The sequence below is a fragment of the Streptomyces sp. SD31 genome (genome assembly GCF_052068475.1).
In the GTDB taxonomy this organism is placed as follows: domain Bacteria; phylum Actinomycetota; class Actinomycetes; order Streptomycetales; family Streptomycetaceae; genus Streptomyces.
The window spans coordinates 274,126-300,112 of sequence record NZ_JBQHCX010000004.1; the positions used below are offsets into that span (position 1 = coordinate 274,126).

At 70.4% G+C, this 25,987-nt stretch carries 21 protein-coding genes and 1 pseudogene; 19 read left to right on the forward strand and 3 right to left on the reverse strand.

Going from position 1 to position 25,987, the window contains the following annotated elements; translation table 11 throughout:
• Positions 1-167 precede the first annotated feature (167 nt).
• The 4 genes from ACTMVF_RS11125 to ACTMVF_RS11140 all read left to right on the forward strand — a co-directional run bounded on the left by ACTMVF_RS11125 (position 168) and on the right by ACTMVF_RS11140 (position 3,561).
• Positions 168-1,508 (forward strand): OFA family MFS transporter, encoded by a 1,341-nt coding sequence (locus ACTMVF_RS11125; RefSeq protein WP_441270783.1) that lies wholly within the window; start codon positions 168-170, stop codon positions 1,506-1,508.
• Positions 1,489-1,623 carry an MFS transporter small subunit gene (locus ACTMVF_RS11130; protein WP_441270784.1) on the forward strand — a complete coding sequence of 45 codons (135 nt, stop codon included), beginning with the start codon at positions 1,489-1,491 and terminating at the stop codon, positions 1,621-1,623. The genes ACTMVF_RS11125 and ACTMVF_RS11130 overlap by 20 nt, the downstream gene beginning before the upstream one ends.
• 149 nt (positions 1,624-1,772) lie before the next feature.
• Entirely contained in the window at positions 1,773-2,711 is a 939-nt protein-coding gene (locus tag ACTMVF_RS11135; protein WP_441270785.1) for a beta-ketoacyl-ACP synthase III, read from the forward strand.
• 172 nt (positions 2,712-2,883) lie between these two features.
• The gene (locus tag ACTMVF_RS11140) at positions 2,884-3,561 is read left to right on the forward strand and encodes a GntR family transcriptional regulator (RefSeq protein ID WP_441270786.1); all 678 of its coding nucleotides are present in this window, start codon (positions 2,884-2,886) and stop codon (positions 3,559-3,561) included.
• Here the strand turns inward: ACTMVF_RS11140 and ACTMVF_RS11145 are convergent.
• Both ACTMVF_RS11145 and ACTMVF_RS11150 read right to left on the reverse strand, forming a co-directional pair.
• Positions 3,558-3,818, reverse strand: coding sequence for a hypothetical protein (locus ACTMVF_RS11145; protein ID WP_441270965.1), 261 nt, complete (start codon positions 3,816-3,818; stop codon positions 3,558-3,560). The genes ACTMVF_RS11140 and ACTMVF_RS11145 overlap by 4 nt on opposite strands.
• Before the next feature lie 43 nt (positions 3,819-3,861).
• Positions 3,862-4,677 (reverse strand): NAD(P)H-binding protein, encoded by an 816-nt coding sequence (locus ACTMVF_RS11150; protein ID WP_441270787.1) that lies wholly within the window; start codon positions 4,675-4,677, stop codon positions 3,862-3,864.
• A 258-nt stretch (positions 4,678-4,935) separates the two neighbouring features.
• Between ACTMVF_RS11150 and ACTMVF_RS11155 the strand changes: the two genes are divergently transcribed.
• From ACTMVF_RS11155 to ACTMVF_RS11225, 15 genes and pseudogenes are all read left to right on the forward strand, one after another.
• Positions 4,936-6,117, forward strand: coding sequence for an ROK family transcriptional regulator (locus ACTMVF_RS11155; RefSeq protein ID WP_062700740.1), 1,182 nt, complete (start codon positions 4,936-4,938; stop codon positions 6,115-6,117).
• Between the two features lie 133 nt (positions 6,118-6,250).
• Positions 6,251-7,771: a sugar ABC transporter ATP-binding protein gene (locus ACTMVF_RS11160; protein ID WP_441270788.1), complete on the forward strand. Its 1,521-nt coding sequence runs from the start codon at positions 6,251-6,253 to the stop codon at positions 7,769-7,771.
• The gene (locus ACTMVF_RS11165) at positions 7,768-8,787 is read left to right on the forward strand and encodes an ABC transporter permease (protein WP_441270789.1); all 1,020 of its coding nucleotides are present in this window, start codon (positions 7,768-7,770) and stop codon (positions 8,785-8,787) included. The genes ACTMVF_RS11160 and ACTMVF_RS11165 overlap by 4 nt, the downstream gene beginning before the upstream one ends.
• Before the next feature lie 61 nt (positions 8,788-8,848).
• Complete coding sequence (locus tag ACTMVF_RS11170) at positions 8,849-9,886, forward strand: substrate-binding domain-containing protein (RefSeq protein WP_441270952.1); 1,038 nt, start codon at positions 8,849-8,851, stop codon at positions 9,884-9,886.
• Between the two features lie 59 nt (positions 9,887-9,945).
• Complete coding sequence (locus ACTMVF_RS11175; RefSeq protein ID WP_441270953.1) at positions 9,946-11,160, forward strand: Gfo/Idh/MocA family protein; 1,215 nt, start codon at positions 9,946-9,948, stop codon at positions 11,158-11,160.
• A gap of 14 nt (positions 11,161-11,174) precedes the next feature.
• Positions 11,175-12,173, forward strand: a complete 999-nt coding sequence (locus tag ACTMVF_RS11180; RefSeq protein WP_441270790.1) for a sugar phosphate isomerase/epimerase family protein — start codon at positions 11,175-11,177, stop codon at positions 12,171-12,173.
• Between the two features lie 130 nt (positions 12,174-12,303).
• Positions 12,304-14,832: a PQQ-dependent sugar dehydrogenase gene (locus tag ACTMVF_RS11185; RefSeq protein ID WP_441270791.1), complete on the forward strand. Its 2,529-nt coding sequence runs from the start codon at positions 12,304-12,306 to the stop codon at positions 14,830-14,832.
• A 14-nt stretch (positions 14,833-14,846) separates the two neighbouring features.
• Positions 14,847-16,268, forward strand: a complete 1,422-nt coding sequence (locus ACTMVF_RS11190) for a ThuA domain-containing protein (protein ID WP_441270792.1) — start codon at positions 14,847-14,849, stop codon at positions 16,266-16,268.
• A 118-nt stretch (positions 16,269-16,386) separates the two neighbouring features.
• A complete protein-coding gene (locus ACTMVF_RS11195) occupies positions 16,387-17,736 on the forward strand; it encodes an inositol-3-phosphate synthase (protein ID WP_441270793.1) in 1,350 nt (449 codons plus the stop codon).
• Positions 17,733-18,662 carry a sugar phosphate isomerase/epimerase family protein gene (locus tag ACTMVF_RS11200; RefSeq protein ID WP_441270794.1) on the forward strand — a complete coding sequence of 310 codons (930 nt, stop codon included), beginning with the start codon at positions 17,733-17,735 and terminating at the stop codon, positions 18,660-18,662. The genes ACTMVF_RS11195 and ACTMVF_RS11200 overlap by 4 nt, the downstream gene beginning before the upstream one ends.
• A gap of 401 nt (positions 18,663-19,063) precedes the next feature.
• Positions 19,064-19,777 (forward strand): annotated as a pseudogene (locus ACTMVF_RS11205) (EboA domain-containing protein); the annotation flags it as partial.
• Entirely contained in the window at positions 19,777-20,733 is a 957-nt protein-coding gene (locus tag ACTMVF_RS11210) for a TatD family hydrolase (RefSeq protein WP_441270795.1), read from the forward strand. The pseudogene ACTMVF_RS11205 and the gene ACTMVF_RS11210, both read left to right, overlap by 1 nt.
• A gap of 3 nt (positions 20,734-20,736) precedes the next feature.
• The gene (gene eboE, locus ACTMVF_RS11215; protein ID WP_441270796.1) at positions 20,737-21,906 is read left to right on the forward strand and encodes a metabolite traffic protein EboE; all 1,170 of its coding nucleotides are present in this window, start codon (positions 20,737-20,739) and stop codon (positions 21,904-21,906) included.
• Between the two features lie 74 nt (positions 21,907-21,980).
• The gene (locus ACTMVF_RS11220) at positions 21,981-23,360 is read left to right on the forward strand and encodes a nucleotide pyrophosphatase/phosphodiesterase family protein (RefSeq protein WP_441270797.1); all 1,380 of its coding nucleotides are present in this window, start codon (positions 21,981-21,983) and stop codon (positions 23,358-23,360) included.
• A 115-nt stretch (positions 23,361-23,475) separates the two neighbouring features.
• Positions 23,476-24,534 carry a sugar phosphate isomerase/epimerase family protein gene (locus ACTMVF_RS11225; protein WP_441270798.1) on the forward strand — a complete coding sequence of 353 codons (1,059 nt, stop codon included), beginning with the start codon at positions 23,476-23,478 and terminating at the stop codon, positions 24,532-24,534.
• A 63-nt stretch (positions 24,535-24,597) separates the two neighbouring features.
• On the opposite strand, the gene ACTMVF_RS11230 is transcribed toward ACTMVF_RS11225, so the two are convergent.
• Positions 24,598-25,986, reverse strand: coding sequence for an OFA family MFS transporter (locus ACTMVF_RS11230; protein WP_441270799.1), 1,389 nt, complete (start codon positions 25,984-25,986; stop codon positions 24,598-24,600).
• Position 25,987: the final 1 nt, after the last annotated feature.

The window sequence follows — 25,987 nt, forward strand, 5'->3', positions numbered from 1 at the left end:
ACGGGGGCCGAATCCTGTCGACGGAATATTGTCTACAGTATGGATGAGGGGTCAGCAAGGGTTCGCGCACGGCGTTCGACCGTTCGTCGCGTCCGGCATACCGTTCATCGCATACCGTCGACGCGCCGCCTTCTCAACTCTCCCGCTCCTCCCTACCGTTCGGGATCATGAGTCCCCCTGTAGCTCCCCCGGGATGGAGCCGCTGGCTGGTTCCGCCCGCCGCTCTGTCGGTCCATCTGTCCATCGGCCAGGCCTACGCCTGGAGTGTGTTCAAGCCCCCGCTCGAGTCCGCGCTCGGCCTCAGCGGCACCCAGAGCGCGCTGCCGTTCCAGCTCGGCATCGTCATGCTCGGTCTGTCGGCCGCGTTCGGCGGCACGCTGGTGGAGCGCAACGGGCCACGCTGGGCGATGACCGTCGCCCTGATCTGCTTCTCGTCCGGCTTCCTGCTCTCCGCGCTGGGCGCCGCCACCGAGCAGTACTGGCTGATCGTCCTCGGTTACGGCTTCGTCGGCGGGATCGGCCTCGGCATCGGCTACATCTCACCGGTCTCGACACTGATCAAGTGGTTCCCGGACCGGCCCGGCATGGCCACCGGCATAGCCATCATGGGCTTCGGCGGCGGCGCGCTCATCGCCTCGCCCTGGTCGGCGCAGATGCTGGAGTCGTTCGGCAGCGACAGCTCCGGGATCGCGCTGGCGTTCCTCGTGCACGGGTTGTCGTACGCCGTCTTCATGCTGCTCGGTGTGCTGCTGGTCCGGGTGCCACGCACCGAGAAGCCGGTCGGCGACGGGCCCGGCGCCTTCGACGGACCGCAGGTGTCCGCCCGCAACGCCGTGCGCACACCACAGTTCTGGTGTCTGTGGATCGTGCTCTGCATGAACGTGACCGCCGGCATCGGCATCCTGGAGAAGGCCGCGCCGATGATCACGGACTTCTTCGCGAACACCTCGACAACGGTGTCGGCGTCGGCCGCCGCCGGCTTCGTCGCCCTGCTGTCCGCCGCCAACATGGCGGGCCGGATCGGCTGGTCGTCGACCTCCGACCTGATCGGACGCAAGAACATCTACCGCCTGTACCTGGGCGCCGGCGCCCTCATGTACGGGCTGATCGCGCTGGCCGGCGACTCGTCCAAGCCGCTGTTCGTCCTGTGCGCGCTGGTGATCCTGTCCTTCTACGGCGGCGGCTTCGCCACGATCCCCGCGTATCTGAAGGACCTCTTCGGGGCCTACCAGGTCGGCGCCATCCACGGACGGCTGCTCACCGCCTGGTCCACGGCCGGCGTCCTCGGCCCGCTGATCGTCAACTGGATCGCCGACCGGCAGGAGGAGGCCGGCAAGGGCGGCTCGTCCCTGTACACGATGTCCCTGTTCATCATGATCGGGCTGCTCGCCGTCGGCTTCGTCGCCAACGAACTCGTCCGGCCCGTGCATCCCCGCCACCACGTTCCCGCCCCGGCGTCGAACGAGCAGAAGGAGAAGGAGGCCGCGGATGTCCAGCGACAGCACTAGCAGTCCGACTGGCCGACGGGGGCTGATCGCCTTCGCCTGGGTATGGGTGGGAGTACCGCTCGCGTACGGGCTCTACGAACTCGTACAAAAGGCGACGCAGCTGTTCACCGGCTAGGCGTTCGGGAGATGTTCGGGCGTCCGAGGGCCTGATGGAAGCCGACAACAGGGGCGCCCGATTCCTGTGGCATCACGTGCAGCCGTACCGGTGAGTCACTGATCAGACTGGTGAATCCCGCTACCCGAGGTTCGAGGGGATCACCATCGATGAACGGCTCGCGCATCGCCGCAGTCGGCCACTACCAGCCCGCCAAGGTACTCACCAACGAGGACCTGGCGGGCATGGTCGACACCAGTGACGAGTGGATCAAGAGCCGGGTGGGCATCCGTACGCGCCACATCGCCGGGCCCGACGAGCCGGTCGACGAACTGGCCTCGCACGCCGCCGCCAAGGCGCTCGCGGCGGCGGGCCTCGCGCCCGGCGACATCGACCTGGTCCTGGTCGCCACCTCCACCGCCATCGACCGCTCCCCGAACATGGCCGCCCGGGTCGCGGCCCGGCTCGGCATCCCGTCGCCCGCCGCGATGGACCTGAACGTCGTCTGCGCGGGCTTCACCCATGCCCTGGCCACCGCCGACCACGCCGTCCGCGCGGGCGCCGCGGCCCGGGCGCTGGTGATCGGCGCCGACAAGATGTCCGACGTGACCGACTGGAGCGACCGTACGACCTGCGTGCTGGTCGGGGACGGGGCCGGCGCGGCCGTCGTGGAGGCGTCCCAGGAGGCCGCCATCGGGCCCGTCTTGTGGGGGTCGGTGCCCGAGATGGGGCACGCGGTGCGTATCGAGGGACAGCCCGCGCGGTTCGCGCAGGAGGGGCAGAGCGTCTACCGCTGGGCGACGACGCAGTTGCCGGCCGTCGCCCGCAGGGCCTGCGAGCGGGCGGGCCTCGTCCCGGAGGACCTCGCCGGAGTGGTCCTGCACCAGGCCAACCTGCGCATCATCGAGCCCCTTGCCCTCAAGCTCGGTGCCGTCAACGCCGTGGTCGCGCGCGATGTCTCCGAGTCCGGGAACACGTCGGCGGCGAGCATTCCGCTGGCGTTCTCCAAGCTCGTGGAACAGGGGCGGATGTCGTCCGGGGATCCGGTGCTGCTCTTCGGGTTCGGGGGGAACCTGTCGTACGCGGGTCAGGTCGTCCGCTGCCCCTGACCGCTGTCGTTTCGCTGTCGGCCCTGCGCGCCCGTGTGACGAGGCCAACTCCCCGGTCCCCTGGCCTCTGTGCGCCGTAGACTGTAGACGAAAGACAATCGATACTGGCTTTCCAGTGACGGTCGGCTACCGGATGCAGTCGCTGCCCGCAGTTCGCCCAGGAGGGGGACCGATGTTGTCGACAGGACTGCCGCAGGGTGCGGTGCCCAAGCTCGAACGGCCCGGTCCACTGCGCGACCGCGTCTACGAGGCGCTGCTCGAACTCATCACCACCCGCGCCCTCCAGCCGGGCCAGCACCTGGTGGAGAGCGAACTGGCAGGTCATCTCGGCGTGTCACGGCAGCCGGTGCGCGAGGCGCTGCAGCGCCTGAACACCGAGGGCTGGGTCGATCTGCGGCCCGCGCAGGGCGCGTTCGTGCACGAGCCGACGGAGCAGGAGGCCGACCAGCTCCTCACCGTCCGTACCCTTCTGGAGGCCGAGGCCGCCCGGCTCGCCGCCGCCCACGCCGACAGCGCCGGCATCGCGGCCCTCGAGTCGCTGTGCGCGGAGGGCGAGAACGCCGTCGCCGCCGACGACGTGGACGCGGCCGTCGCCCTCAACGCCCGCTTCCACGCGAAGATCATGGAACTGGCGGGCAACGCGGTCCTCGCCGAGCTCGCCGCACAGGTGGACCGCCGCGTTCGCTGGTACTACACGCCCGTCGCCCGCCAGCGCGGACAGCAGTCCTGGATCGAGCACCGGGGCATGATCGCCGCGATCACCGCGCGGGACGAGCAGCGGGCCACGGAGCTGATGCGGGAGCACACGGAGCACACCCGGCGGTCGTACCACGCCCGGCCGAAGTCCTAGGTCGTGCCCGACCGGTGGAGCCGGCAGAGGCTGTTGCCGTGCCGGGTGCGGCCGTTGATCTGGTCGATTCGTTCCGGGATCGCGGCCTTGATGCCTCGCCTGTGCGGGTAGGCGCGGATCTTCGTGGAGGAGCAGCCCTTGTCGGCAACGGCCTGCTCGATCTTCGTTGTCAGCCCGCCACGGGACCTGGCCGATCGCCTCGCCCGGTAGCCGTGGGCAACCGCGGCGGACCCGGCAACGGCCCGATCGCCGCCCACGACTCATCGGCGAGCCCATGACGACGCGCCACGAAGGGTTTTCTCAGAACGCGTCCGCGTGGGCCCGGGCCCACTGCTCGAACGTGCGCGGCGCCCGCCCCGTGACCTCCCGCACGGTCGGCAGCACCTGGGATTCGTCCAGGATCCCGTCGACGAAGAAGCGGAAGAACGCGTCGACGTACGGGGCCGGGAAGTGGGCGCCCATCGCCGCGCGGGCCTCGTCGTCCGTGAGGCCGACGGTGCGCAGTTCACGGCCGAGCACCTCGCCGAGGATGCGGACGCGGTCCGAGGGCAGCAGGGATTCGGGTCCGGTCACCGTGTGGACGCGGCCCTCGTGCCCGGCCGAGCGGAGCGCGCGGGCGGCCACCTGGGCGATGTCGTAGGGGGAGATGTCCGCCGTGCGCACGCCCGGGAACGGTACGCGCACCTCGTCGCCCTTGCGGATCTGGTCCGCCAGCGCCAGCGCGTTGGACATGAAGCTCACCGGCCGCACGAAGGTCCACGCCATCCCGGACGCGCGCACCTCCGACTCTGCCGCCCGTAGATAGCGCGTGACCGCGTTGTCGTCGTCGATCCCGGCCGACTTCCCGGACAGGAGCACGACGTGCTCGACGCCCGCCGCCCGCGCGTCGGCCAGGATCCGGCTCTGTCCTTCGTATCCGGGCATCAGGAACAGTGACCGTACGCCGTCGAGCGCGTCCCGTACCGTCTCGGGCCGGTTCAGGTCGCCCGCCACGGCCTCCACCCCCGGCGGCAACCCCTCCGCCCGGCCCGAGCGGCTCAGCGCGCGCACCGGCTCCCCGGCCTCCGCCAGCGCCCGGACGACTTCGGCACCCACATTCCCCGTGGCACCCGTCACCAGAAACACCCGGTCCCCCCTCCCCGCCTCGAGCCGCGGCAGGCCCGGCGTGGGCCCATCCTGCGGGGCCGGGTCCGATCACACCAGAGGGCACCCCGATGCTTTGTCCTGTGAGTGGAGAAAGTTGAGGGCAATCTCTGCGCAACTTCTTCCCACTCCCGGCAGCCGCTGCTACGTTCCCCTCGAAAGCAGGCCACGCGAGTGGCCGAAACCCGGCGCGCGCAGGCCGATTGAGGCGGGGAGGGGCTCGTGAGACGCATGACGGCGCGACCCGCGAACGCCCATCAGGCCCGGCTGCTCAAGCTGTTGCGCGACGGAGGGCCCAACTCCCGGGCCCAGCTGGGCGACCAGATCGACCTCTCGCGGTCCAAGTTGGCCGTGGAGGTCGACCGCCTGCTGGAGACGGGCCTGGTCGTGGCCGACGGACTCGCCGCCTCGCGCGGCGGCCGCCGCTCCCACAATGTCCGGCTCAACCCCGGACTGCGCTTCCTCGGCGTCGACATCGGCGCGACCTCGGTCGACGTCGCCGTCACCAACGCCGAACTGGAGATCCTGGGACACCTCAACCAGCCCATGGACGTCCGCGAGGGCCCGGTCGCGGTCTTCGAGCAAGTCCTGTCCATGGCAGCTAAGTTGAGGGCCTCCGGGCTCGCGGAGGGGTACGACGGCGCCGGCATCGGCGTCCCGGGCCCCGTCCGCTTCCCCGAGGGCGTCCCGGTGGCTCCGCCGATCATGCCGGGCTGGGACGGCTTCCCGGTGCGGGAGGCGCTCAGCCAGGAACTCGGCTGCCCTGTCATGGTCGACAACGACGTGAACCTCATGGCGATGGGGGAGCAGCACGCGGGCGTCGCACGCTCCGTGGGCGACTTCCTCTGCGTCAAGATCGGCACCGGCATCGGCTGCGGGATCGTCGCGGGCGGTGACGTCCACCGCGGTGTCACCGGCAGCGCGGGCGACATCGGGCACATCCAGGCCGTGCCCGACGGCCGCCCCTGCGCCTGCGGCAACCGGGGCTGCCTGGAGGCCCACTTCAGCGGGGCGGCCCTCGCCCGGGACGCCGTCGAGGCGGCCCAGCAGGGGCGGTCGGAGGAACTCGCCTCGCGGCTGGCGGCGAACGGCACCCTGACCGCCGTGGACGTCGCCGCCGCGGCTGCCGCGGGTGACGCCACCGCCCTCGACCTGATCCGCGAGGGCGGCAACCGCGTCGGCCAGGTCATCGCCGGACTCGTCAGCTTCTTCAACCCCGGCCTGGTGGTGATCGGCGGCGGGGTGACCGGCCTCGGCCACACCCTGCTCGCCGCGATCCGCACCCAGGTCTACCGCCAGTCGCTGCCCCTGGCGACCGGCAACCTGCCCATCGTTCTGGGGGAGTTGGGCCCCACCGCCGGAGTCATCGGCGCGGCCCGGCTCATCAGCGACCACCTGTTCTCACCCGCGTAAAGCCACTTACTCGATACGGCTCACTCGCACAGCACCCCGCACAGCGCTCTGCTTCGCCCTGCTCTGCCCTGTCTCGATCACGCCTGCCCGACAGCGCCCTGAAACCGGCCCGCACGCCCGCCAAGGGGACCTCATGGCATCAGAACCACCGCTGCTCAGCATGTCCGGCATCACCAAGTCGTTCCCCGGAGTCCGCGCCCTCGACGGCGTCGACCTCGACGTCCAGGCCGGTGAAGTGCACTGCCTGCTCGGCCAGAACGGCGCCGGCAAATCCACCCTTATCAAGGTCCTGGCCGGCGCCCACCAGCCCGACACCGGCACGATCCACTGGCGCGGCGAGACGGTCACGCTCCGCTCGCCGATCGCCGCCATGCGCCTCGGCATCGCCACCATCTACCAGGAACTCGACCTGGTGGAGCACCTGTCGGTGGCCGAGAACGTCCACCTCGGCCATGAACCCACGGCCGCCGGCTTCGTCGTACGAGGAAAGGTGGCCCGGGCGTCAACAGCCCAGCTGCTCAAGCGACTTGGGCATCCGGAGATCGATCCGGCCCGCCTGGTCGGCGAGTTGTCGGCGGCGCAGCAGCAGATCGTCTCCATGGCGCGGGCGCTCTCCCACGACGTACGGCTGATCGTGATGGACGAGCCGTCCGCCGCCCTCGACCCGGACGAGGTCGACAACCTCTTCCGCATCGTCGGCGACCTCACCGCCGACGGCGTCGCCGTGGTCTACATCTCGCACCGGCTGGAGGAGATCCGACGCATCGGCGACCGGGTGACGGTGCTGAAGGACGGGCGGGCCGTGGCGGGCGGGCTTCCGGCGAAGACGACGCCGACTCGTGAGGTCGTGGCGCTGATGACGGGCCGCAATGTGGAGTACGTCTTCCCTGAGCGGCCGACAAGGGAGGTGACGGACGGGAAGCCGCTGCTGGAGGTCCGAGGTCTCGCCCGGGACGGTGAGTTCGAGCCCTTCGACCTGACCGTGCGGCCCGGCGAGATCGTCGGGCTGGCCGGACTGGTGGGCTCGGGGCGCTCCGAGATCCTGGAGACCGTCTACGGTGCACGGAAGCCGACAGCCGGTCAGGTGCTGGTCGACGGCCGGCCGTTGAAGCCGGGCAGCGTACGCGCCGCCGTCCGCGCCGGCCTCGGGCTCGCCCCCGAGGAACGCAAGGCGCAGGCGCTGCTGATGCTGGAGTCCGTCACCCGCAACGTCTCGGTCTCCTCCATGTCCCGCTTCTCGCGCGGCGGCTGGATCGACCGGGCCGCCGAACTGGGGGCCGCTCGGGCCGCGACCCGCGAGCTGTCGCTGCGGCCCGACAACCCGTCCGTGCCCGTGCGCACCCTCTCCGGCGGCAACCAGCAAAAGGCCGTCCTGGCCCGCTGGCTGCTGCGCGGCTGCCGCGTCCTGCTGCTCGACGAACCCACCCGCGGCGTCGACGTCGGCGCCCGCGCGGAACTGTATGCGGTCGTCCGTCGGCTGGCCGACGAAGGCCTCGCCGTACTGCTCGTATCCAGCGAAGTGCCCGAGGTGCTGGGCCTCGCCGACCGCGTGCTGGTGCTCCGCGAAGGCCGCGTCGTCCACACCGCACCGGCCCGCGCACTCGACGAACACCGTGTCCTCGACCTCGTCATGGAAGGAAGCCCGGCGTCATGACGCAGCACGCCTCCCCGCCCCGGGACAGCACCGGCAAGGTGCCGTCGGCCGGCGCACCGCCCGCCTGGCGGGGCCTGATGGCCCGCGCCGACCTGCGCACCCTCTCCCTGCTCGGCGTCCTCGCCGCACTGATCGTCATCGGCGGCATCACCAAGCCGGACGAGTTCCTGGACACCCGCAACCTCCAACTCGTCCTCACCCAGGCCTCCGTGATCGGCGTCGTCACCGTCGGCATGACCTTCGTCATCGTCTCCGGCGGCATCGACCTGTCCGTCGGCGCGATCGTCGCGCTCGCCTCGGTGTGGGCGACGACCGTCGCGACCCAGGAGTACGGCTTCGCCGGCATCCTCTTCACGGCGGTGATCGTCGGTGTGGGGTGCGGCCTGGTCAACGGGCTGCTCATCGCGTACGGCGCGATGGTCCCGTTCATCGCCACGCTCGCCATGCTGGCCTCCGCACGCGGACTGGCGCTGCAGATCACGGACGGCAAGACGCAGATCGTGACCGTGCCCTCCGTGCTGGACCTCGGCGAGCGCGACGCGTATGTGCTCGGCATTCCGCCGCTCGTCATGGTGTTCGCGGTCGTGACGATCATCGGCTGGCTGATCCTGAACCGCACGACCTTCGGGCGGCGTACGGTCGCCGTCGGCGGCAACGCGGAGGCGGCCCGGCTCGCCGGCATCGACGTGCGGCGCCAGCGGCTCTACCTCTACCTGCTGTCCGGGCTGTGCTGCGGCATCGCCGCCTTCCTGCTGATCATCCTGTCCGGATCCGGTCAGAACACCAACGGCAACCTCTACGAACTCGACGCCATCGCGGCCGCGATCATCGGCGGCACGCTGCTCAGCGGGGGTCGCGGCACCATCACCGGCTCGGTGCTCGGCGTCCTGATCTTCACCACGATCACCAACATCTTCGCCCTGAACAACCTGCAGAGCGACGTCCAGCAGATCGCCAAGGGCGCGATCATCGTCGCCGCCGTGCTGGTCCAGCGCCGTACCGCGAGCACGACCTGAGGGTCGTGTCGCTCCCGCTCAGCACTACCTGAGGAAAGGGTTCACCGCCATGCCAGAGACCATGAGCCGCTTCACCAGTCGCAGAGGGCTGCTGTTCGGGACCGCCGCCGTAGGTGCCGGTGCCCTCCTCACAGGTTGCACGAGCAACGAGTCCGACGACGAACCGGCCGCGAACGACCAGCCGGCCGCCGACGACAAGTCCGGCAAGCCGGTCACCATCGGCTTCGCCGGACCCCAGGCCGACCACGGCTGGCTCAACGCCATCAACGACAACGCCAAGAGCCGCGCCGAGAAGTACTCCGACGTCACCCTGGAGATCACCGAGGGCTCCAACGACACCGCCGCGCAGATCGGCCAGATAGAGACGCTGATCAACAAGAAGGTCGACGTGCTGGTGGTGCTGCCCGCCGACGGCAAGGCGCTCACGCAGGTCGGCCTGAAGGCGATGCGGGCCAGGATCCCGGTCGTCAACCTCGACCGGGTCTTCAACTCCCCTCAGGCGTACCGCTGCTGGATCGGCGGCGACAACTACGGGATGGGCCTGAACGCCGGGCACTACATCGGCGAGAAGCTCAAGGGGAAGTCGAACGCCCGCGTCATCGAACTGGCCGGGCTGGACAACCTGGAGCTGACCCAGCAGCGCACCCAGGGCTTCGACGACGCACTGAAGAACTACCCCAACATCAAGAAGGTGGCCCGTCAGGCGGCCGAGTTCACCGTCGAGTCCGGACAGGCCAAGATGGCCCAACTCCTACAGGCCCAGTCGAAGTTCGACGCCCTGTGGAACCACGACGACGACCAGGGCGTGGGCGCCCTGCGCGCCATCGAACAAGCCGGGCGCGACGACTTCCTGATGGTCGGCGGCGCGGGCGCGCTGTCCGCCTTCCAGGCCATCAAGCAGGACGACGGCGTCCTCAAGGCCACCGTCCTGTACCCGCCGACCATGGCCGCCTCCGCCATCGACCTGGCCCGCGCGCTGGGCCAGGGCAAGGGCATCGGCGGCATGGCCGAGTTCGAGATCCCGGCCTCGATCACGCTCTACTCGGCGGTCGTCGACAAGACCAACGTCGACCAGTACATGTCCACCGGCTTCAAGTGATCCGTTCCGCCCGCACCCCCCACGTGCGCCACCCCGACCAGGACGAGGAGGACACCCACATGGGACAGCCGCAGCAGCAGTCAGAAGGGACCGAGGCAGGCAAGCCACCCCTGCGCGTGGGAATGGTGGGCTACGCCTTCATGGGCGCCGCCCACTCCCAGGGCTGGCGCACCGCGGGCCGCGTCTTCGACCTGCCGCTGAACCCGGTGCAGGCCGTGATCTGCGGCCGCGACGCCGCTGCCGCGCGGGCGGCCGCCGACCGACACGGCTGGGCGTCCGTCGAGACCGACTGGCGTGCCCTCGTCGAACGGGACGACATCGACCTCGTCGACATCTGCACACCCGGCGACAGCCACGCCGAGATCGCCCTCGCGGCCCTGGCCGCCGGCAAGCACGTCCTGTGCGAGAAGCCCCTCGCCAACACCGTCGAGGAAGCCACCTCGATGACACGGGCGGCCGAAGAGGCGTACACGCGCGGCCAGGTGGCGATGGTCGGCTTCAACTACCGCCGGGTGCCGGCCACCGCCCTGGCCCGCCGCATGGTCGCCGAGGGACGCCTGGGCGCGCTGCGGCATGTGCGCGTGACGTACCTCCAGGACTGGCTGGTCGACCCCGACTTCCCGCTGACCTGGCGGCTGCGCAAGGAACTGGCCGGATCGGGCGCGCTCGGCGACCTCGGCGCGCACATCATCGACCTCGCGCAGCACCTGGCGGGGGAGTGGCTGACCGGGGTGTCCGCCCTGACGGAGACCTTCGTGAAGGAACGCCCGCTGCCCGGCGGGGCCGCGAAGGGGCTCTCCGCCGTCTCGGCCGAGGGTGCCACCGGCCAGGTCACCGTCGACGACGCCGCCCTGTTCACCGGCCGCTTCCCGTCCGGCGCCCTCGCCTCCTTCGAGGCCACCCGCTACGCCACCGGCCGCAAGAACGCCCTGCGCATCGAACTCAACGGCGAACGCGGCTCGTTGGCCTTCGACCTGGAGCGCCTCAACGAACTCGCCTACCACGACGGCACGGAACCCGCAGCCCACGCGGGCTTTCGCCGCATCCTCGTCACCGAACCCGACCACCCCTACCTGGACGCCTGGTGGCCCCCGGGCCACGGCCTCGGCTACGAGCACACCTTCGTCCACCAGGCCCGCGACCTGGTCCACGCCATCGCGGAGGGCCGCCGACCCGAACCATCCTTCGCCGAGGGGCTGCAGGTGCAGCGAGTACTGGCGGCGGTGGAGGAGAGCGCCGAGAAGAACTCCGTCTACACGCCCATAGCGGTCTGAGGAGGCCGACGAGAATGCCACGCACCTTCACGCTCTTCACCGGCCAGTGGGCCGACCTGCCGCTGGAGGAGGTCTGCCGGCTCGCCCGCGACTTCGGCTACGACGGACTCGAACTCGCCTGCTGGGGAGACCACTTCGAGGTCGACAAGGCCCTCGCGGACCCGACGTACATCGATTCCCGAAAGGCGCTGCTCGACAAGTACGGCCTCAAGTGCTGGGCCATCTCCAACCACCTCGTCGGCCAGGCCGTCTGCGACGCCATCATCGACGAACGCCACCAGGCCATTCTGCCGGGCGAGGTGTGGGCCGACGGCGACCCCGAGGGGGTTCGCAGGCGGGCCGCCGACCGCATGAAGGACACCGCGCGCGCCGCGGCCGCCTTCGGCGTGAACACCGTCGTCGGCTTCACCGGCTCCGCGATCTGGCATCTCGTCGCCATGTTCCCGCCCGCACCCGAGTCGATGATCGAGCGCGGCTATGAGGACTTCGCGACCCGCTGGAATCCCATCCTGGACGTCTTCGACGAGGAGGGCGTGCGGTTCGCGCACGAGGTCCACCCCAGCGAGATCGCCTACGACTACTGGACGACCTGGCGGGCCCTGGAAGCCGTCGGCGGTCGCCCCGCCTTCGGCCTGAACTTCGACCCGTCGCACTTCGTGTGGCAGGACCTCGACCCGGTCGGCTTCCTGTGGGACTTCCGCGACCGCATCTACCACGTCGACTGCAAGGAGGCCCGCAAACGCCTCGACGGCCGCAACGGCCGCCTCGGCTCGCACCTGCCCTGGGGCGACCCGCGCCGAGGCTGGGACTTCGTGTCGGCCGGACACGGCGACGTCCCCTGGGAGGACGTCTTCCGCATGCTGCGCTCCATCGACTACCAGGGCCCCATCTCCGTGGAGTGGGAGGACGCCGGTATGGACCGGCTCCAGGGCGCCCCGGAGGCGCTGACCCGCCTCAAGGCGTACGACTTCGAGCCACCGTCGGCCTCCTTCGACGCGGCGTTCGGCAACTGACCTGTTCTCACCGGTTCTGACCCTTCTGAGCTGTTCAGGGGCTCGTCGAGCCCTGTTCGACTCTCCGGGATGACGGCGCATCCCGGCGTACGCACCCGCCCGTACAACCGGCCCCTTTCTGGAGGCACTCGTGCACGGGAACGACCGCACCACCAGCACCGGCAGAAACGAGACCCACAGACGACGCCCGTCCTTCCGCAAGGCGGTGGCGCTGCTCAGCGGCGCACTGCTGGCGGGCGCCACACTCACCTTCACCGCACCCCAGGCCGGCGCAGCCGTCGCCGACGAGGGGAGGGGCGCTGCTGCTCCCCGGACCGCCGCGGCGGCCGCGGCCGAGGACTTCCAGCAGGTCACCCTCGCCAAGGGCGAACCGGAGGTCGGCGAGCCCATGTCGCTCGCCGTCCTCCCGGACCGCTCCGTCCTGCACACCTCCCGCGACGGCGAGCTACGCCTCACCGACGCGGCGGGCAACACCAAGCTCGCAGGCAAGCTCGATGTGTACTCGCACGACGAGGAGGGCCTGCAAGGCATCGGCGTCGACCCCGGATTCGCCGAGAACCGCTTCATCTACCTCTACTACGCACCCCCGCTCGACACCCCGGCCGGTGACGCCCCCGAGACGGGAACGGCGGCCGACTTCGCTGCCTTCGACGGCGTCAACCGTCTCTCCCGCTTCGTCCTGAAGACCGACGGCACGCTGGATGCAGCCAGCGAGACGAAGATCCTCGACATTCCCGCCTCCCGCGGCCTGTGCTGCCATGTCGGCGGCGACATCGACTTCGATGCGGCGGGCAATCTGTATCTCTCAACGGGCGACGACTCCAATCCGTTCCAGTCGGACGGCTTCACCCCCATCGACGAGCGCGCCAACCGCAACCCGGCCTTCGACGCCCAGCGTTCTTCGGGCAACACCAACGACCTGCGCGGCAAGATCCTGCGCATCAAGGTCAACGCCGACGGCTCGTACTCCATCCCCGACGGCAACCTCTTCGCGCCCGGCACCGACAAGACGCGGCCCGAGATCTATGCGATGGGCTTCCGCAACCCGTTCCGCTTCAGCGTCGACAAGAAGACAGGCATCGTCTACGTCGGCGACTACGGCCCCGACGCCGGCGCCGCCGACCCGGCCCGTGGCCCGGCCGGCCAGGTCGAGTTCGCCCGCGTCACCGGCCCCGGCAACTACGGGTGGCCGTACTGCACCGGCGACAACGACGCCTACGTCGACTACGACTTCGCGACCGGCCAGTCCGGCGCGTCCTTCGACTGTGCCGCGCCGAAGAACACCTCGCCGCACAACACCGGTCTGACCGACCTGCCCCCGGCCCAGGCCGCCTGGATCCCGTACGACGGCGGTTCCGTACCCGAGTTCGGCACCGGCTCCGAGTCGCCGATGGGCGGCCCGGTCTACCACTACGACGCCTCACTCGACTCGCCGGTGAAGTTCCCCGAGGCCTACGACGGGGACTTCTTCGCCGGGGAGTTCGGGCGCCGCTGGATCAAGCGGATCGTGAGCGACGACGCCGGGACCGTGCAGTCGATCAACGACGTCCCCTGGACCGGCACCCAGATCATGGACATGGCCTTCGGTCCGGACGGCGCGCTGTACGTCCTCGACTACGGCGTCTCCTGGTTCGGCGGTGACGAGCACTCGGCCCTGTACCGCATCGAGAACGCCACCGACGGGCACTCGCCCGTGGCGCAGGCCGCGGCGAGCAAGACCTCGGGGCAGGCACCGCTGAGGGTGCAGTTCTCCTCGGAGGGCACGACCGACCAGGACGCAGACGCGCTGACCTACAGCTGGGACTTCGGCGATGGCGGCAAGTCGACGGCAGCGGACCCGTCGTACCGGTACAAGAAGAACGGCACCTACACCGCGACGCTGACCGCCAAGGACCCCTCGGGCCGCACCGGCAGCGCGAGCGTGCAGATCGTCGTCGGCAACACGGCGCCCAAGGTGACGCTGGAACTCCCGCAGGACGGGCAGCTGTTCAGCTTCGGTGACGCGATCCCGTTCAAGGTGCGGGTCAGCGACCCCGAGGACCGGACGATCGACTGCACGAAGGTCAAGGTCACCTTCATCCTCGGCCACGACAGCCACGGCCACCCGGTGACCTCCGCGAACGGCTGCACCGGCACCATCCAGACCAGCGCCGACGGCGGCCACGACGAGGACGCCAACATCTTCGGCGTCATGGACGCCGAGTACACCGACGGCGGAGGCGGCGGCCAGGCCCCGCTCACCACGCACGACCAGAACGTCACCCAGCCGAGGCACCGCCAGGCCGAGCACTTCGGCAACGGCTCCGGCGTCTCGATCATCACCAAGGCCACCGCACACGGCGGCAAGACCGTCGGCAACATCAACAACGGCGACTGGATCTCCTTCACACCGTACGCCTTGGGCAACGCCAAGAAGATCACCGCCCGGATCTCCTCCGCCGGCGCGGGCGGCACGCTCGAGGTCCGTGCGGGGTCCTCGACGGGCACCCTGCTCGGCAAGACGACCGTGCCGGTGACCGGCGGCTGGGAGACCTTCCAGGACGTCACGGCCGACCTGTCCCGCGCACCGAGGGGCACGACCACGCTCTACCTCGTCTTCAAGGGGAGCGGCACGGGCGCCCTGTACGACGTGGACGACTTCACCTTCACCACGGGATGAGAGGAGGTACGGAGATGCGCATACACCCAACTCGACGCGTGGCAACGGCAGCCGTGGGAGCCGCCGTACTTCTCGGCTGTGTCTCGGGGACGGCCGCATCACAGTCCTCGCGGGACTCGCGGCCCGGAGCCGAGGCCAAGAGGGTGCTGGTCTTCTCCAAGACGGCCGGCTTCCGCCACGACTCGATCCCCGACGGGATCGCCGCGGTGAAGCAACTCGGCGAGACGGGCGGCTTCACGGTCGACGCGACGGAGGACGCCGCGGCCTTCACCGCCGGCAACCTGCGCCGCTACGACGCCGTCGTGTTCCTGTCGACCACCGGGGACGTCCTGAACGCCGCCCAGCAAACGGCCTTCGAGGGATACATCCGACGCGGCGGCGGCTACGTCGGCATCCACGCGGCCGCCGACACCGAGTACGACTGGGCGTTCTACGGCGGCCTCGCCGGCGCCTACTTCCAGTCGCACCCGGCGATCCAGCCTGCGACCGTGGACGTCGAGGACCACGCCCACCCGGCGACCTCGGGTCTGGCGCAGACGTGGAACCGCACGGACGAGTGGTACAACTACCGCTCGAATCCCCGGGAGAGGGCACATGTCCTCGCCTCCCTCGACGAGTCCTCGTACACCGGCGGCACCATGAACGGCGACCACCCGATCGCCTGGTGCCAGAACTATCAGGGCGGCCGTGCCTTCTACACCGGCGGCGGCCACACCAAGGAGTCCTACGCCGAGCCCCAGTTCCGCGAGCACCTGCTCGGTGGAATCCGCTGGGCCGTCGGCGACGCCGAGGCCGACTGCCGCCCGGAGAACGGCTACCGCCCGCTCTTCGACGGCACGCAGGCTTCGCTGGACGGCTGGCGCCAGGCCGGCCCGGGCTCTTTCACCCTCTCCGACGACGGCACGCTCACGTCGACCGGCGGCATGGGCATGCTCTGGTACGCCGCGTCAGGCTTCGGCTCGTACTCCCTGAAGCTCGACTGGAGGATGGCCGGCGACGACAACTCCGGTGTGTTCGTGGGCTTCCCGCCCTCGGACGATCCGTGGTCGGCCGTGCACAACGGTTACGAGATCCAGATCGACGCCACGGACGTGCCCGAGAAGACGACGGGTTCCGTCTACGGCTTCCAGTCCGCCGACCTCGGCAAGCGCGACCGTGCGCTGAACCCGCCGGGGGAGTGGAACACGTACGAGATCCGCGTGGAGGGAGAACGCCTCCGCGTCTATCTCAACGGCGTGAAGATCAACGACTTCACCAACACCGACCCGGCCCGGAGCCTCACCGACGGACACATCGGCATCCAGAACCACGGCGCCGACGACGAGGTGTCCATCCGCGACGTCCGGATCAAGGAACTGCCCGCGAAGTCATCCGAATCCTCGGCTTCGCACGGAGCTAGGGCTTCGCACGGAGCCAGGGCTTCGCAGGGCGACTGAGCGACGGCGGGCGGGGGACGCCGGACTCCCGCCCGTCGTCTTTTCCCCAACCGACCGGACCCCGCCAGAGCCGGTGGGGTCGGGTCGATCAGACGACGCGTTCGACAAGGAGGCCGCCATGTCCGCGTCCGTTTTCCCCTCCGACTCACGCGTCGGTGTCTGGCTGATCGGGGCGCGCGGCTCCGTCGCCACGAGCGTCGTCGCCGGGTGCGCCGCCGTCACCGCGGGCCTGCACCCGCCGACGGGCCTGGTCACCGAGACGCCCATGTTCGCGGACAGCGGCCTGCCTCCGCTGTCGTCCCTCGTCTTCGGCGGCCACGACACGGTGGACTACCCCCTGCCCAAACGCGCCGAGGCCCTGGAGGCAGGCGGCGTCCTGCCTCCCGGTCTCCCCTCGGCCGTACGGACCGAACTCGCCGCCACCGACGGCGAGATCAGGCCCGGCGGCCCTGTCCCCGGAGACAGCCGTGGCGAGGAGGAGCTCATCGCCGCCTTCGCCTCGGACATACGTGACTTCATACGGCGACGCGAGCTCGCCCGCGCCGTCGTCGTGAACGTGGCGTCCACCGAACCCGCCCCCACCGGCACTGCCCTGCCCCCGAGTTCGCTGTACGCGGCGGCGGCCCTGCGCGCGGGCTGCCCGTACGTGAACTTCACCCCGTCGACGGGCCTGAACCACCCGGCGCTGGCCCGCCTGGCCTCGTCGACCGGCCTGCCGTACGCGGGCCGCGACGGCAAGACGGGCCAGACACTGCTCCGCTCGGTCCTGGGCCCCATGTTCACCCAACGGGCACTGGCGGTCCGCGCCTGGTCCGGCACGAACCTGCTCGGCGGCGGCGACGGCGCTTCCCTGGCCGACCCGGCCGCCGCGGCGGCGAAGAACGCCGGCAAGGAGAGAGTGCTGGCGGACGTCCTGGGCGAGGTGCCCGAGGGCGAGGTCCACATCGACGACGTCCCCGCGCTCGGCGACTGGAAGACCGCGTGGGACCACATCGCCTTCGACGGCTTCCTCGGCACCCGCATGATCCTCCAAACCATCTGGCAGGGCTGCGACTCCGCCCTCGCGGCACCCCTGGTCCTCGACCTCGCCCGTCTGACCGCACGCGCCCACGAGACGGGCCTGTCCGGACCCCTCGCCGAACTGGGCTTCTACTTCAAGGATCCGGTGGGGGACGGGTCGGGGGCGCTGGGCGAGCAGTACGCGGCACTGGGACGGTTCGCGGAGCGGCTACGGGGAGCTGAGGGTGAGCCGTTGGGTGTGCGGGGAGCTGCGGGTGAGCTGTTGGGCGTGCGGGGAGTCGGGGGTGAGCGGTTGGGCGTGCGGGAAGTTGGTGCTGAGCCGTTGGGTGCGCGGGGAGCCGGCGCTGAGCCGCTGGGGGTGCCGGGGAAGGGGACTGAGCCGCCGGGTGACACTCCCAGTCGGCTCGGCGCGTGCGATCGTGCCGGCCACTCCGAGGAGCAACGGTGAAGGGGAGCGGGCGCGGGGCCCTCCGCTTCGGCTACGGCACCAATGGCCTCGCCGACCTCCGCCTCGACGACGCCCTGGCCTTGCTCGCCGACCTCGGCTACGACGGCGTCGGCCTGACCCTCGACCACATGCACCTGGACCCACTCGCCCCCGACCTCACCGCACGCACCCGCCGCGTCGCGCACCGCCTGGACACCCTCGGTCTGCAAGTCACCGTGGAGACGGGCGCCCGCTATGTGCTTGATCCACGTCGTAAACACGGTCCCTCCCTCCTGGACTCCGACCCGGACGACCGTGCCCGTCGCGTCGACCTGCTGATCCGTGCCGTCCGGGTAGCGGCCGACCTCGGCGCCCACGCCGTTCACTGCTTCAGCGGCATCACACCGCCGGGAACCGACCCGGAGACCGCCTGGCACCGCCTGGCCGACACACTCACTCCCGTCCTGGACGCCGCCGCCACCGTCGGCATCCCTCTCGCCGTCGAGCCCGAACCGGGCCACCTCCTCGCCACCCTCTCCGACTTCCACCGCCTGCGCCGCGCACTCGGCGACCCGGAACACCTCGGCCTGACCCTCGACATCGGCCACTGCCAGTGCCTCGAACCCCTCCCTCCCGCCGACTGCGTACGCGCCGCCGCCCCCTGGCTGCGTCACGTCCAGATCGAGGACATGCGCCGCGGCATCCATGAACACCTCCCCTTCGGCGACGGCGAGGTCGACTTCCCGCCCGTGCTCGCCGCCCTCGCCACCACCGGTTACCAGGGACTGACCGTCGTCGAACTGCCCCGCCACTCCCACGCGGGCCCCCACTTCGCCGAACTCTCCCTCCCGTTCCTCCGCCGCGCCGAATCCACGGCCACCGGGTCACCCGTACTCGTCCCACGCCCTGGCGATCCCTCCGCCACCCCTGAAGGGAGCACCGCATGACCCCCTGCCGCAGCACCCCGGCAACCCCGGATGCGGACCCCGAGAGCAGCCCACTGCCCGAACCTCAGGCAGGCACCAAGGGCAGCCCACTGCCCGAACCTCAGGCAGGCACCAAGGGCAGCCCAGGCACCGAACCCCATGCAGGCACCGACCCCCGCCCGGGCGCCGACAGTCCCTCGGGTGCCGAGGGCCTACCGGGCACGGCGGCGCGGCCAGACGCCGGTGACAGGGCGGGTACCGAGAGCCGACGGGGAGCAGAGGCTCGGCCCGATGCCGGGAGGGGGGCAGAGACGGAGGCTCCGCCCGGTGCCGGTGCCGGTGCCGGTGCCGGTGCCGGTGGCCAGGTAGGCAGGGCGGCTCGGCCAAGCGCCGGGGACCGGGCGGGTGTCGAGAGCCGACCGGACACCCCGGGCACCACCCTCGCCCTCACCCCGCCCGCCGAACTGCGTGGCCACCTCACCGCCCGCCTCGGTACCGCCGCCCGCGCGTGGCTCCACCGGGCCCTCCGCGAGGCCGCCGCCCATCCCGGCACTCACGGGCCCATCTCCGTCTGGGAGTTGCGCATCGCCGAGGCCGGGCGCCGCTGTGGCGCCGAGCACGCCGACGCCGCCCGCGTCCTCATCCTGCACGCGGCCCAGGCCGATGTGGACGCTGTCACCCGGGTCTACTTCCAGGGCACCGCCGCCGAACGCCGCGCCGTCCTGCACGCACTGCCCCACCTCGTGCCCGGCCCGCAGGCCCTCCCGCTCGTCGAGGACGCCCTGCGCACCAACGACACCCGGCTCCTCGCCGCCGCCGTCGGCCCCTACGCCGCCCGGCACCTTGATCCCCACCAGTGGCGCCACGCCGTCCTGAAGTGCCTGTTCACCGGGGTGCCCATCATCGCGGTGGCCGACCTGAACCGGCGCGCCCACTCCGACGCCGAACTCGCCCGCATGCTCGGCGACTACGCCGCCGAACGCACCGCCGCGGGTCGGCCCGTGCCCGAAGACCTGTACAGCGTCCTGACCCTCACCGACCGCACGGCCACCCCACCCGCGCCCGCCGCTGGGTGCGGCAGCCACGGCACCCACGGCAGCGACGGCACCCGAGGCACCGACGGCAAGGAGTCCTGATGCGCCTCTTCGACCCCCACATCCACATGACGTCACGCACCACCGACGACTACGAGGCCATGCACGCCGCCGGTGTCCGCGCCGTCGTCGAGCCCTCCTTCTGGCTAGGCCAACCCCGCACGTCTCCCGCCTCCTTTCTCGACTACTTCGACTCCCTCCTCGGCTGGGAGCCCTTCCGCGCCGCCCAGTACGGCATCGCCCACCACTGCACCCTCGCCCTCAACCCCAAGGAGGCGAACGACCCGCGCTGTGTCCCCGTCCTCGACGAACTGCCCCGGTATCTCGTGAAGGACCAGGTCGTCGCCGTCGGCGAGATCGGCTACGACTCGATGACCCCCGCCGAGGACACCGCCCTTGCCGCCCAGCTCCAACTCGCCGCCGAGCACGAACTGCCCGCGCTCGTCCACACCCCGCACCGCGACAAGCTGGCCGGCCTGCGCCGCACCCTCGATGTCGTCCGGGAGTCCGCGCTGCCCCCGGACCGCGTCCTTGTCGACCACCTCAACGAGACGACGGTCAAGGAGGCCAAGGACAGCGGCTGCTGGCTCGGCTTCTCCGTCTATCCCGACACCAAGATGGACGAGGAGCGGATGGTCGCGATCCTGCGCGCGTATGGGACCGAGCGGGTGCTGGTGAACTCCGCAGCCGACTGGGGCAGGAGCGATCCCCTGAAGACGCGCAAGGTGGCCGATCTGATGCTGACCGAAGGCTTCGGGGAGGATGACGTCGACCTGGTGCTGTGGCGCAACCCCATCGCCTTCTACGGGCTCAGCGGCCGCCTCACCCTCGACATCGGGACCGCGTCCCCGGAGTCCACCCATGAGGGCAACTCCATCCTCCGTGGCGCTCCGAAGGAACCGGAAGGACTTGCCGGTGCCCCGAGGGCGTCGGACGACCCGTTCGGCGAACCAAGAAGGTGGGACGACCCGGCAATCGCCCCGGCCCCGGAGGCGTGAGCCATGCGCTTCCGACACCCCGACGGCTCCACCGTCCACCTCGCGTACTGCACCAACGTCCACCCGGCCGAAACCCTCGACGGCGTCCTCGCCCAACTCCGCGACCACTGCGAACCCGTCCGCCGACGGCTCGGCCGCGACCGCATCGGCATCGGCCTGTGGCTCGCCAAGGACGCCGCCCACGCCCTCGTCTCGGACCCGTCCGCCCTGCGCGGCCTGCGCACCGAACTCGACCGGCGCGGCCTCGAGGTCGTCACCCTCAACGGCTTCCCGTATGAGGGCTTCGGCGCCGAAGAGGTCAAGTACCGCGTGTACAGGCCGGACTGGGCCGACCCCGAACGCCTCGAACACACCACCTCCCTGGCCCGCGTCCTCGCCGGTCTCCTCCCCGACGACGTCAGCCAAGGCAGCATCTCCACCCTGCCCCTCGCCTGGCGCACCCCCTACGACGACCGACGGGCCGAGACCGCCCGCACCGCCCTGGTCGCCCTCGCTGAACGCCTCGACGCCCTGCAGGAGTTGACCGGCCGCGACATCCGGGTCGGCCTCGAACCCGAGCCCGGTTGCATCGTCGAGACCACCGCCGACGCCATCGCCCCGCTCACCGCTGTCGGGCACGACCGCATCGGCATCTGCGTCGACACCTGTCACCTCGCCACCTCCTTCGAAGATCCGCACACCGCCCTGGACGCGCTCACCGAAGCCCGCGTCCCCGTCGTCAAATCCCAGCTCTCAGCCGCCCTGCACGCCGAACACCCCCATCTCCCCGATGTCCGCGAGGCCCTCGCCGCCTTCGACGAACCCCGCTTCCTGCATCAGACCCGCACCGCCACCGCCGCCGGCCTGCGCGGCACCGACGACCTCGGCGAGGCCCTCAAAGGCGACGCCCTGCCCGACGCCTCCCCATGGCGCGCGCACTTCCACGTCCCACTTCACGCGGCCCCCGCCGAGCCCCTCACCTCCACACTCCCCGTCCTCAAGGCCGCACTGACCCGGCTCGTCGGCGGCCCGCACCCGCTCACTCGCCACCTCGAGGTCGAGACGTACACCTGGCAGGCCCTCCCGGCCGAACTGCGACCCCGCGCCCGCAGCCAGCTCGCCGACGGCATCGCCGCCGAACTCACTCTCGCCCGCGACCTGTTGACGGACCTCGGCCTGAAGGAGCTGCCGTGACCGAGAGGCCGGACCCGGCAGCCCCGCCCACCTCGCCGCGTGACCGCCCAGCACCCCGAACGGAGGCCACCACCATGGGAGGTCCCACCCCTCTCCTCGTCCTCGACGTCGTCGGCCTCACCCCGCGTCTCCTCGACCACATGCCCCACCTCAAGACCCTCGCCCAGTCCGGCTCCCGCGCGCCGCTCGGCACCGTCCTGCCCGCGGTCACCTGCGCCGCCCAGTCGACCTTCCTGACCGGCACTCACCCGTCGGAGCACGGCATCGTCGGCAACGGCTGGTACTTCCGTGACCTCGGCGACGTACTCCTGTGGCGCCAGCACAACGGACTGGTCGCCGGCGACAAACTCTGGGACGCCGCCCGCCGCGCGTATCCCGGCTACACCGTCGCCAATATCTGCTGGTGGTACGCCATGGGCGCCGACACCGACATCACCGTCACCCCCCGTCCGATCTACTACTCCGACGGCCGCAAGGAACCCGACTGCTACACCCGGCCGCCCGCCCTGCACGACGAACTCACCGAGAAGCTGGGCACCTTCCCGCTCTTCCACTTCTGGGGCCCCGGAGCGGACCTGGTCTCCAGCCGCTGGATCATCGACGCGACCCGCCACATCATCCGCACCCGGCGCCCCGACCTGACGCTCTGCTACCTCCCTCATCTCGACTACGACCTGCAGCGCTTCGGCCCGGACGATTCACGCTCGCTGAAGGCGGCCGCCGACCTGGACGCCGTCATGGCACCGCTTCTGGACGACGCCCACGCCGAGGGCCGTACCGTCGTCGCGCTGTCCGAGTACGGCATCACTCGCGTGAACCGGCCCGTCGACATCAACCGCGCGCTGCGACGGGCAGGCCTGTTGGAGGTGCACACCCAGGACGGCATGGAGTACCTCGACCCGATGACGTCACGTGCCTTCGCGGTCGCCGACCACCAGATCGCTCATGTCTATGTGCGCCGACCGGAAGACCTCGACGCGACGCGGACCGCCCTGGACGGGCTACCCGGCATCGAGCAACTCCTGGACGACCAGGGCAAGAAGGCCCACCATCTCGACCATCCACGCTCCGGCGAGCTCGTCGCCGTCGCGGAGCCGGATGCCTGGTTCACGTACTACTACTGGCTCGACGACGCCTGCGCGCCCGACTTCGCGCGACTGGTCGAGATCCATCGCAAACCCGGCTATGACCCGGTCGAACTCTTCCTGGATCCCCTCGACCCCTACATCAAGGTCAAGGCGGCGACCGCACTCGCCCGCAAGAAACTGGGCATGCGCTACCGCATGGCGGTCGTGCCCCTGGATCCGTCACCTATTCGCGGCAGCCATGGCCGCATACCTGCGAGCGACGACGACGGTCCGCTCCTCATCTGCTCCACCCCCCGCGCTCTCGGCGACCGCGTCGCGGCCACCGATGTGAAGTCACTCCTGCTCCAACTCGCCGGTCTCGGCTGACCGGTCACGACCGGCACGCACCAGCCCGCCGGTCCCACCGACCCGTCTCTTCCGACTGGTCACCAGTGAAGCACTCACCACTGACAACGGCCTTCGATCACAGGGAGTTCCAGGCATGAGCCGCTTTTCCCAGACGGATCCCGAACTCACCCACCGCCTCACCAGACGAGGCATGCTCGGCGTGGCTGCGGGCACCACAGCTGCCGCCCTGCTGGGAGCCGCCGCGGCCCCCGCGACCGCCGCCCCCGGCACCGCTTCCACCACCGGCACGGCCCCCCGTGGCGCCGGCCGCGGCCGTCCCGTCCTGCCCCCCGGCCGGCTCGGCATCCAGCTCTACAGCCTGCGCGACAAGGTCTCCACGCTCGGCTTCGCCCCGGTCTTCGCCGAGTTGGAGAAGTACGGCTACGACGAGGTCGAGTTCGCCGGATACACCCAGGGCTCGGCCGGCCCGATCACCCTCGCCCAGCTCAAGCGGCTGGCCCGGAACCACGGCCTGAATCCGATCGGCAGCCACGTCGGCTACTACTCGAGCGACCCGGGCGCCTACACCTTCGCCCAGAACCTCACCAAGGTCCTCGACGACGCCCAGGCCCTCGGCCTGAAGCACATAGGCACCGCCTCCGGGCCGTTCCGCTACGGCTCCACCGTCGACGCCTGGAAGCGCGCCGCCGAGGAGTTCAACACCTACGGCGCGGCGGCGAAGGCGCGCGGCATGAAGTTCTACCAGCACAACCACTCCGAGGAGTTCTCCTTCGCCACCGACAACCCCAAGGTCCGCCTCTACGACGTGCTGCTCGCCGAGACCGACCCGGACCTCGTCTTCCTGGAGATGGACATCTTCTGGGCGTACTCGGGCCAGTTCCGCTTCTCGAAGCGACCCGACGGATCGGCCGCCCCCTTCGAGCCGCTGGACTACGTACTCAAGCAGCCGCACCGCTACCCGCTCTTCCACGTCAAGGACGGTGTGAGCGACCCCGCCAACCAGTACGGCTTCCGCATGGTCGACGTCGGCGACGGTGACATCGACTACCAGCGGTTCATCTCCGCCGTGACCAGGCTGCGCGGTCAGCGATTCGCCCACCACTGGCAGGCGGAGCACGACAACCCGACCGAGTCCCTCACCTTCGCACGGCGTTCGAGTGAGCATCTGCACTCGCTGCGCGAGAAGTGCTGACGGCCGTACCGACGTGAGGAGGCCCTCCCCGGACGGGGAGGGCCTCCTCACGTTCGCGACTCGTCAGCCCGCCACCATGGGTGTCGGCGTTCGTCCCGGCTGTCGCAGCAGCAACGCGATCGCCGCCGCCACCAGCGACACGCCCCCGGCCAGCGCGTACGCGCCGTCGTAGCCCCAGGCAGCGACCACCATGGAGCCCAGACCGCCGCCGAACAGGCCGCTGATCAGCTTGCCGCTGTAGACGAGGCCGTAGTTGGTGGCGTTGTAGTTCTCCCCGAAGTAGTCCGGGGTGAGGGCCGCGAACAGGGGGTAGAACGCGCCGCCGCCGAAGCCGGAGAGGAACGCGAAGGACAGGAACAGCCCTTCGCTCTGCACGGCGCCGGCCCAGATCACGCCGAACTGGGCGAGACCCAGCACGACGATGACGAACACCAGGGTCGACTTGCGGCCCCACCGGTCGGAGAGCCAGCCCACGACGCCACGGCCGATGCCGTTGATGACCGCCATCACGCCCATCGAGGAGGCCGCGACCAGCGGGCCGAAGCCCACCTCCTTGGCGTAGTCGACCTGGAAGGATATGCCGAAGATCGACACCCCGGCGGTCAGCACGACGGACAGCCACATCAGCGGCAGCATGCCCGTCCTGATGGCCTCCCGGGGCGTGTACTGCTTCACCGCCGGAGGGTTCTTGGCCAGGCTCGTCGCGTTCTTCTGGTTGCCCGTGTACGTCAGCGGATCGACGTCCGCGGGCCACCAGTTCTTCGGGGGGTCCTTGAAGAAGAACGCGCATCCGAGAACGACGATCATGACGTAGCAGCCGATCAGGTCCAGCACCCGGTGGTAGTTCGCGGTGTCGAACCCGTAGTTGAAGATGAAGATGAACGGCAGCGATCCGTACGCGAACCCGCCATTGACGAACCCGGTCCGCGCGCCACGCCGCTCGGGGAACCACTTGCCGACCATGTTGATGCAGGTCGCGTAGACCAGGCCGGCGCCGATGCCACCGATGACGCCGAAGCCGAGGAGGGCGAGCCAGACGTTGCTCAGGTGCGACAGAGCGAGGAAGCCCAGCAGGCACAGGCCCGAGCCGAGGTACATCGCTGTGCGGGCCGTCAGGATGCCCTTCTCCCGCAGCCAGCCCGCGGGGAAGGCGATGCCGGCCTGGAAGAACACCCAGACGCTGAGGATCCAGAAGGTGTTGCTCTGCGTCCAGCCATGCGCGTGGGACAGGGTGTCCTCCGCGGAGCCGTACGCGTATTCGAAGACGCTGATGGCCATCATGGCGATCCACGGGAGATACACCATGAGCTTGCGGGAGTGGCCGAGGACGTCGCGGTCGGTCTCGCCGATGCGGTAGACGCGGCCTCGCGCGTCGGTCACTTCGCGGTAGGGACGGTGTGCGGCGTCGGACTGTGCGGACGAGCTGTTTGCCGTGTGCGGATCTGCCGTCATG

Bases quoted from the DNA above. Each gene is read 5' to 3' on its own strand.
- ACTMVF_RS11195 (WP_441270793.1), top strand. From the start codon at position 16,387: ATGTCCGCGTCCGTTTTCCCCTCCGACTCACGCGTCGGTGTCTGGCTG.
- eboE (WP_441270796.1), top strand. From the start codon at position 20,737: ATGCGCTTCCGACACCCCGACGGCTCCACCGTCCACCTCGCGTACTGC.
- ACTMVF_RS11170 (WP_441270952.1), top strand. From the start codon at position 8,849: ATGAGCCGCTTCACCAGTCGCAGAGGGCTGCTGTTCGGGACCGCCGCC.
- ACTMVF_RS11225 (WP_441270798.1), top strand. From the start codon at position 23,476: ATGAGCCGCTTTTCCCAGACGGATCCCGAACTCACCCACCGCCTCACC.
- ACTMVF_RS11210 (WP_441270795.1), top strand. From the start codon at position 19,777: ATGCGCCTCTTCGACCCCCACATCCACATGACGTCACGCACCACCGAC.
- ACTMVF_RS11165 (WP_441270789.1), top strand. From the start codon at position 7,768: ATGACGCAGCACGCCTCCCCGCCCCGGGACAGCACCGGCAAGGTGCCG.
- ACTMVF_RS11140 (WP_441270786.1), top strand. From the start codon at position 2,884: ATGTTGTCGACAGGACTGCCGCAGGGTGCGGTGCCCAAGCTCGAACGG.
- ACTMVF_RS11175 (WP_441270953.1), top strand. From the start codon at position 9,946: ATGGGACAGCCGCAGCAGCAGTCAGAAGGGACCGAGGCAGGCAAGCCA.
- ACTMVF_RS11160 (WP_441270788.1), top strand. From the start codon at position 6,251: ATGGCATCAGAACCACCGCTGCTCAGCATGTCCGGCATCACCAAGTCG.
- ACTMVF_RS11125 (WP_441270783.1), top strand. From the start codon at position 168: ATGAGTCCCCCTGTAGCTCCCCCGGGATGGAGCCGCTGGCTGGTTCCG.
- ACTMVF_RS11190 (WP_441270792.1), top strand. From the start codon at position 14,847: ATGCGCATACACCCAACTCGACGCGTGGCAACGGCAGCCGTGGGAGCC.
- ACTMVF_RS11230 (WP_441270799.1), bottom strand. From the start codon at position 25,986: ATGACGGCAGATCCGCACACGGCAAACAGCTCGTCCGCACAGTCCGAC.
- ACTMVF_RS11135 (WP_441270785.1), top strand. From the start codon at position 1,773: ATGAACGGCTCGCGCATCGCCGCAGTCGGCCACTACCAGCCCGCCAAG.
- ACTMVF_RS11155 (WP_062700740.1), top strand. From the start codon at position 4,936: ATGACGGCGCGACCCGCGAACGCCCATCAGGCCCGGCTGCTCAAGCTG.
- ACTMVF_RS11180 (WP_441270790.1), top strand. From the start codon at position 11,175: ATGCCACGCACCTTCACGCTCTTCACCGGCCAGTGGGCCGACCTGCCG.
- ACTMVF_RS11220 (WP_441270797.1), top strand. From the start codon at position 21,981: ATGGGAGGTCCCACCCCTCTCCTCGTCCTCGACGTCGTCGGCCTCACC.
- ACTMVF_RS11130 (WP_441270784.1), top strand. From the start codon at position 1,489: ATGTCCAGCGACAGCACTAGCAGTCCGACTGGCCGACGGGGGCTGATC.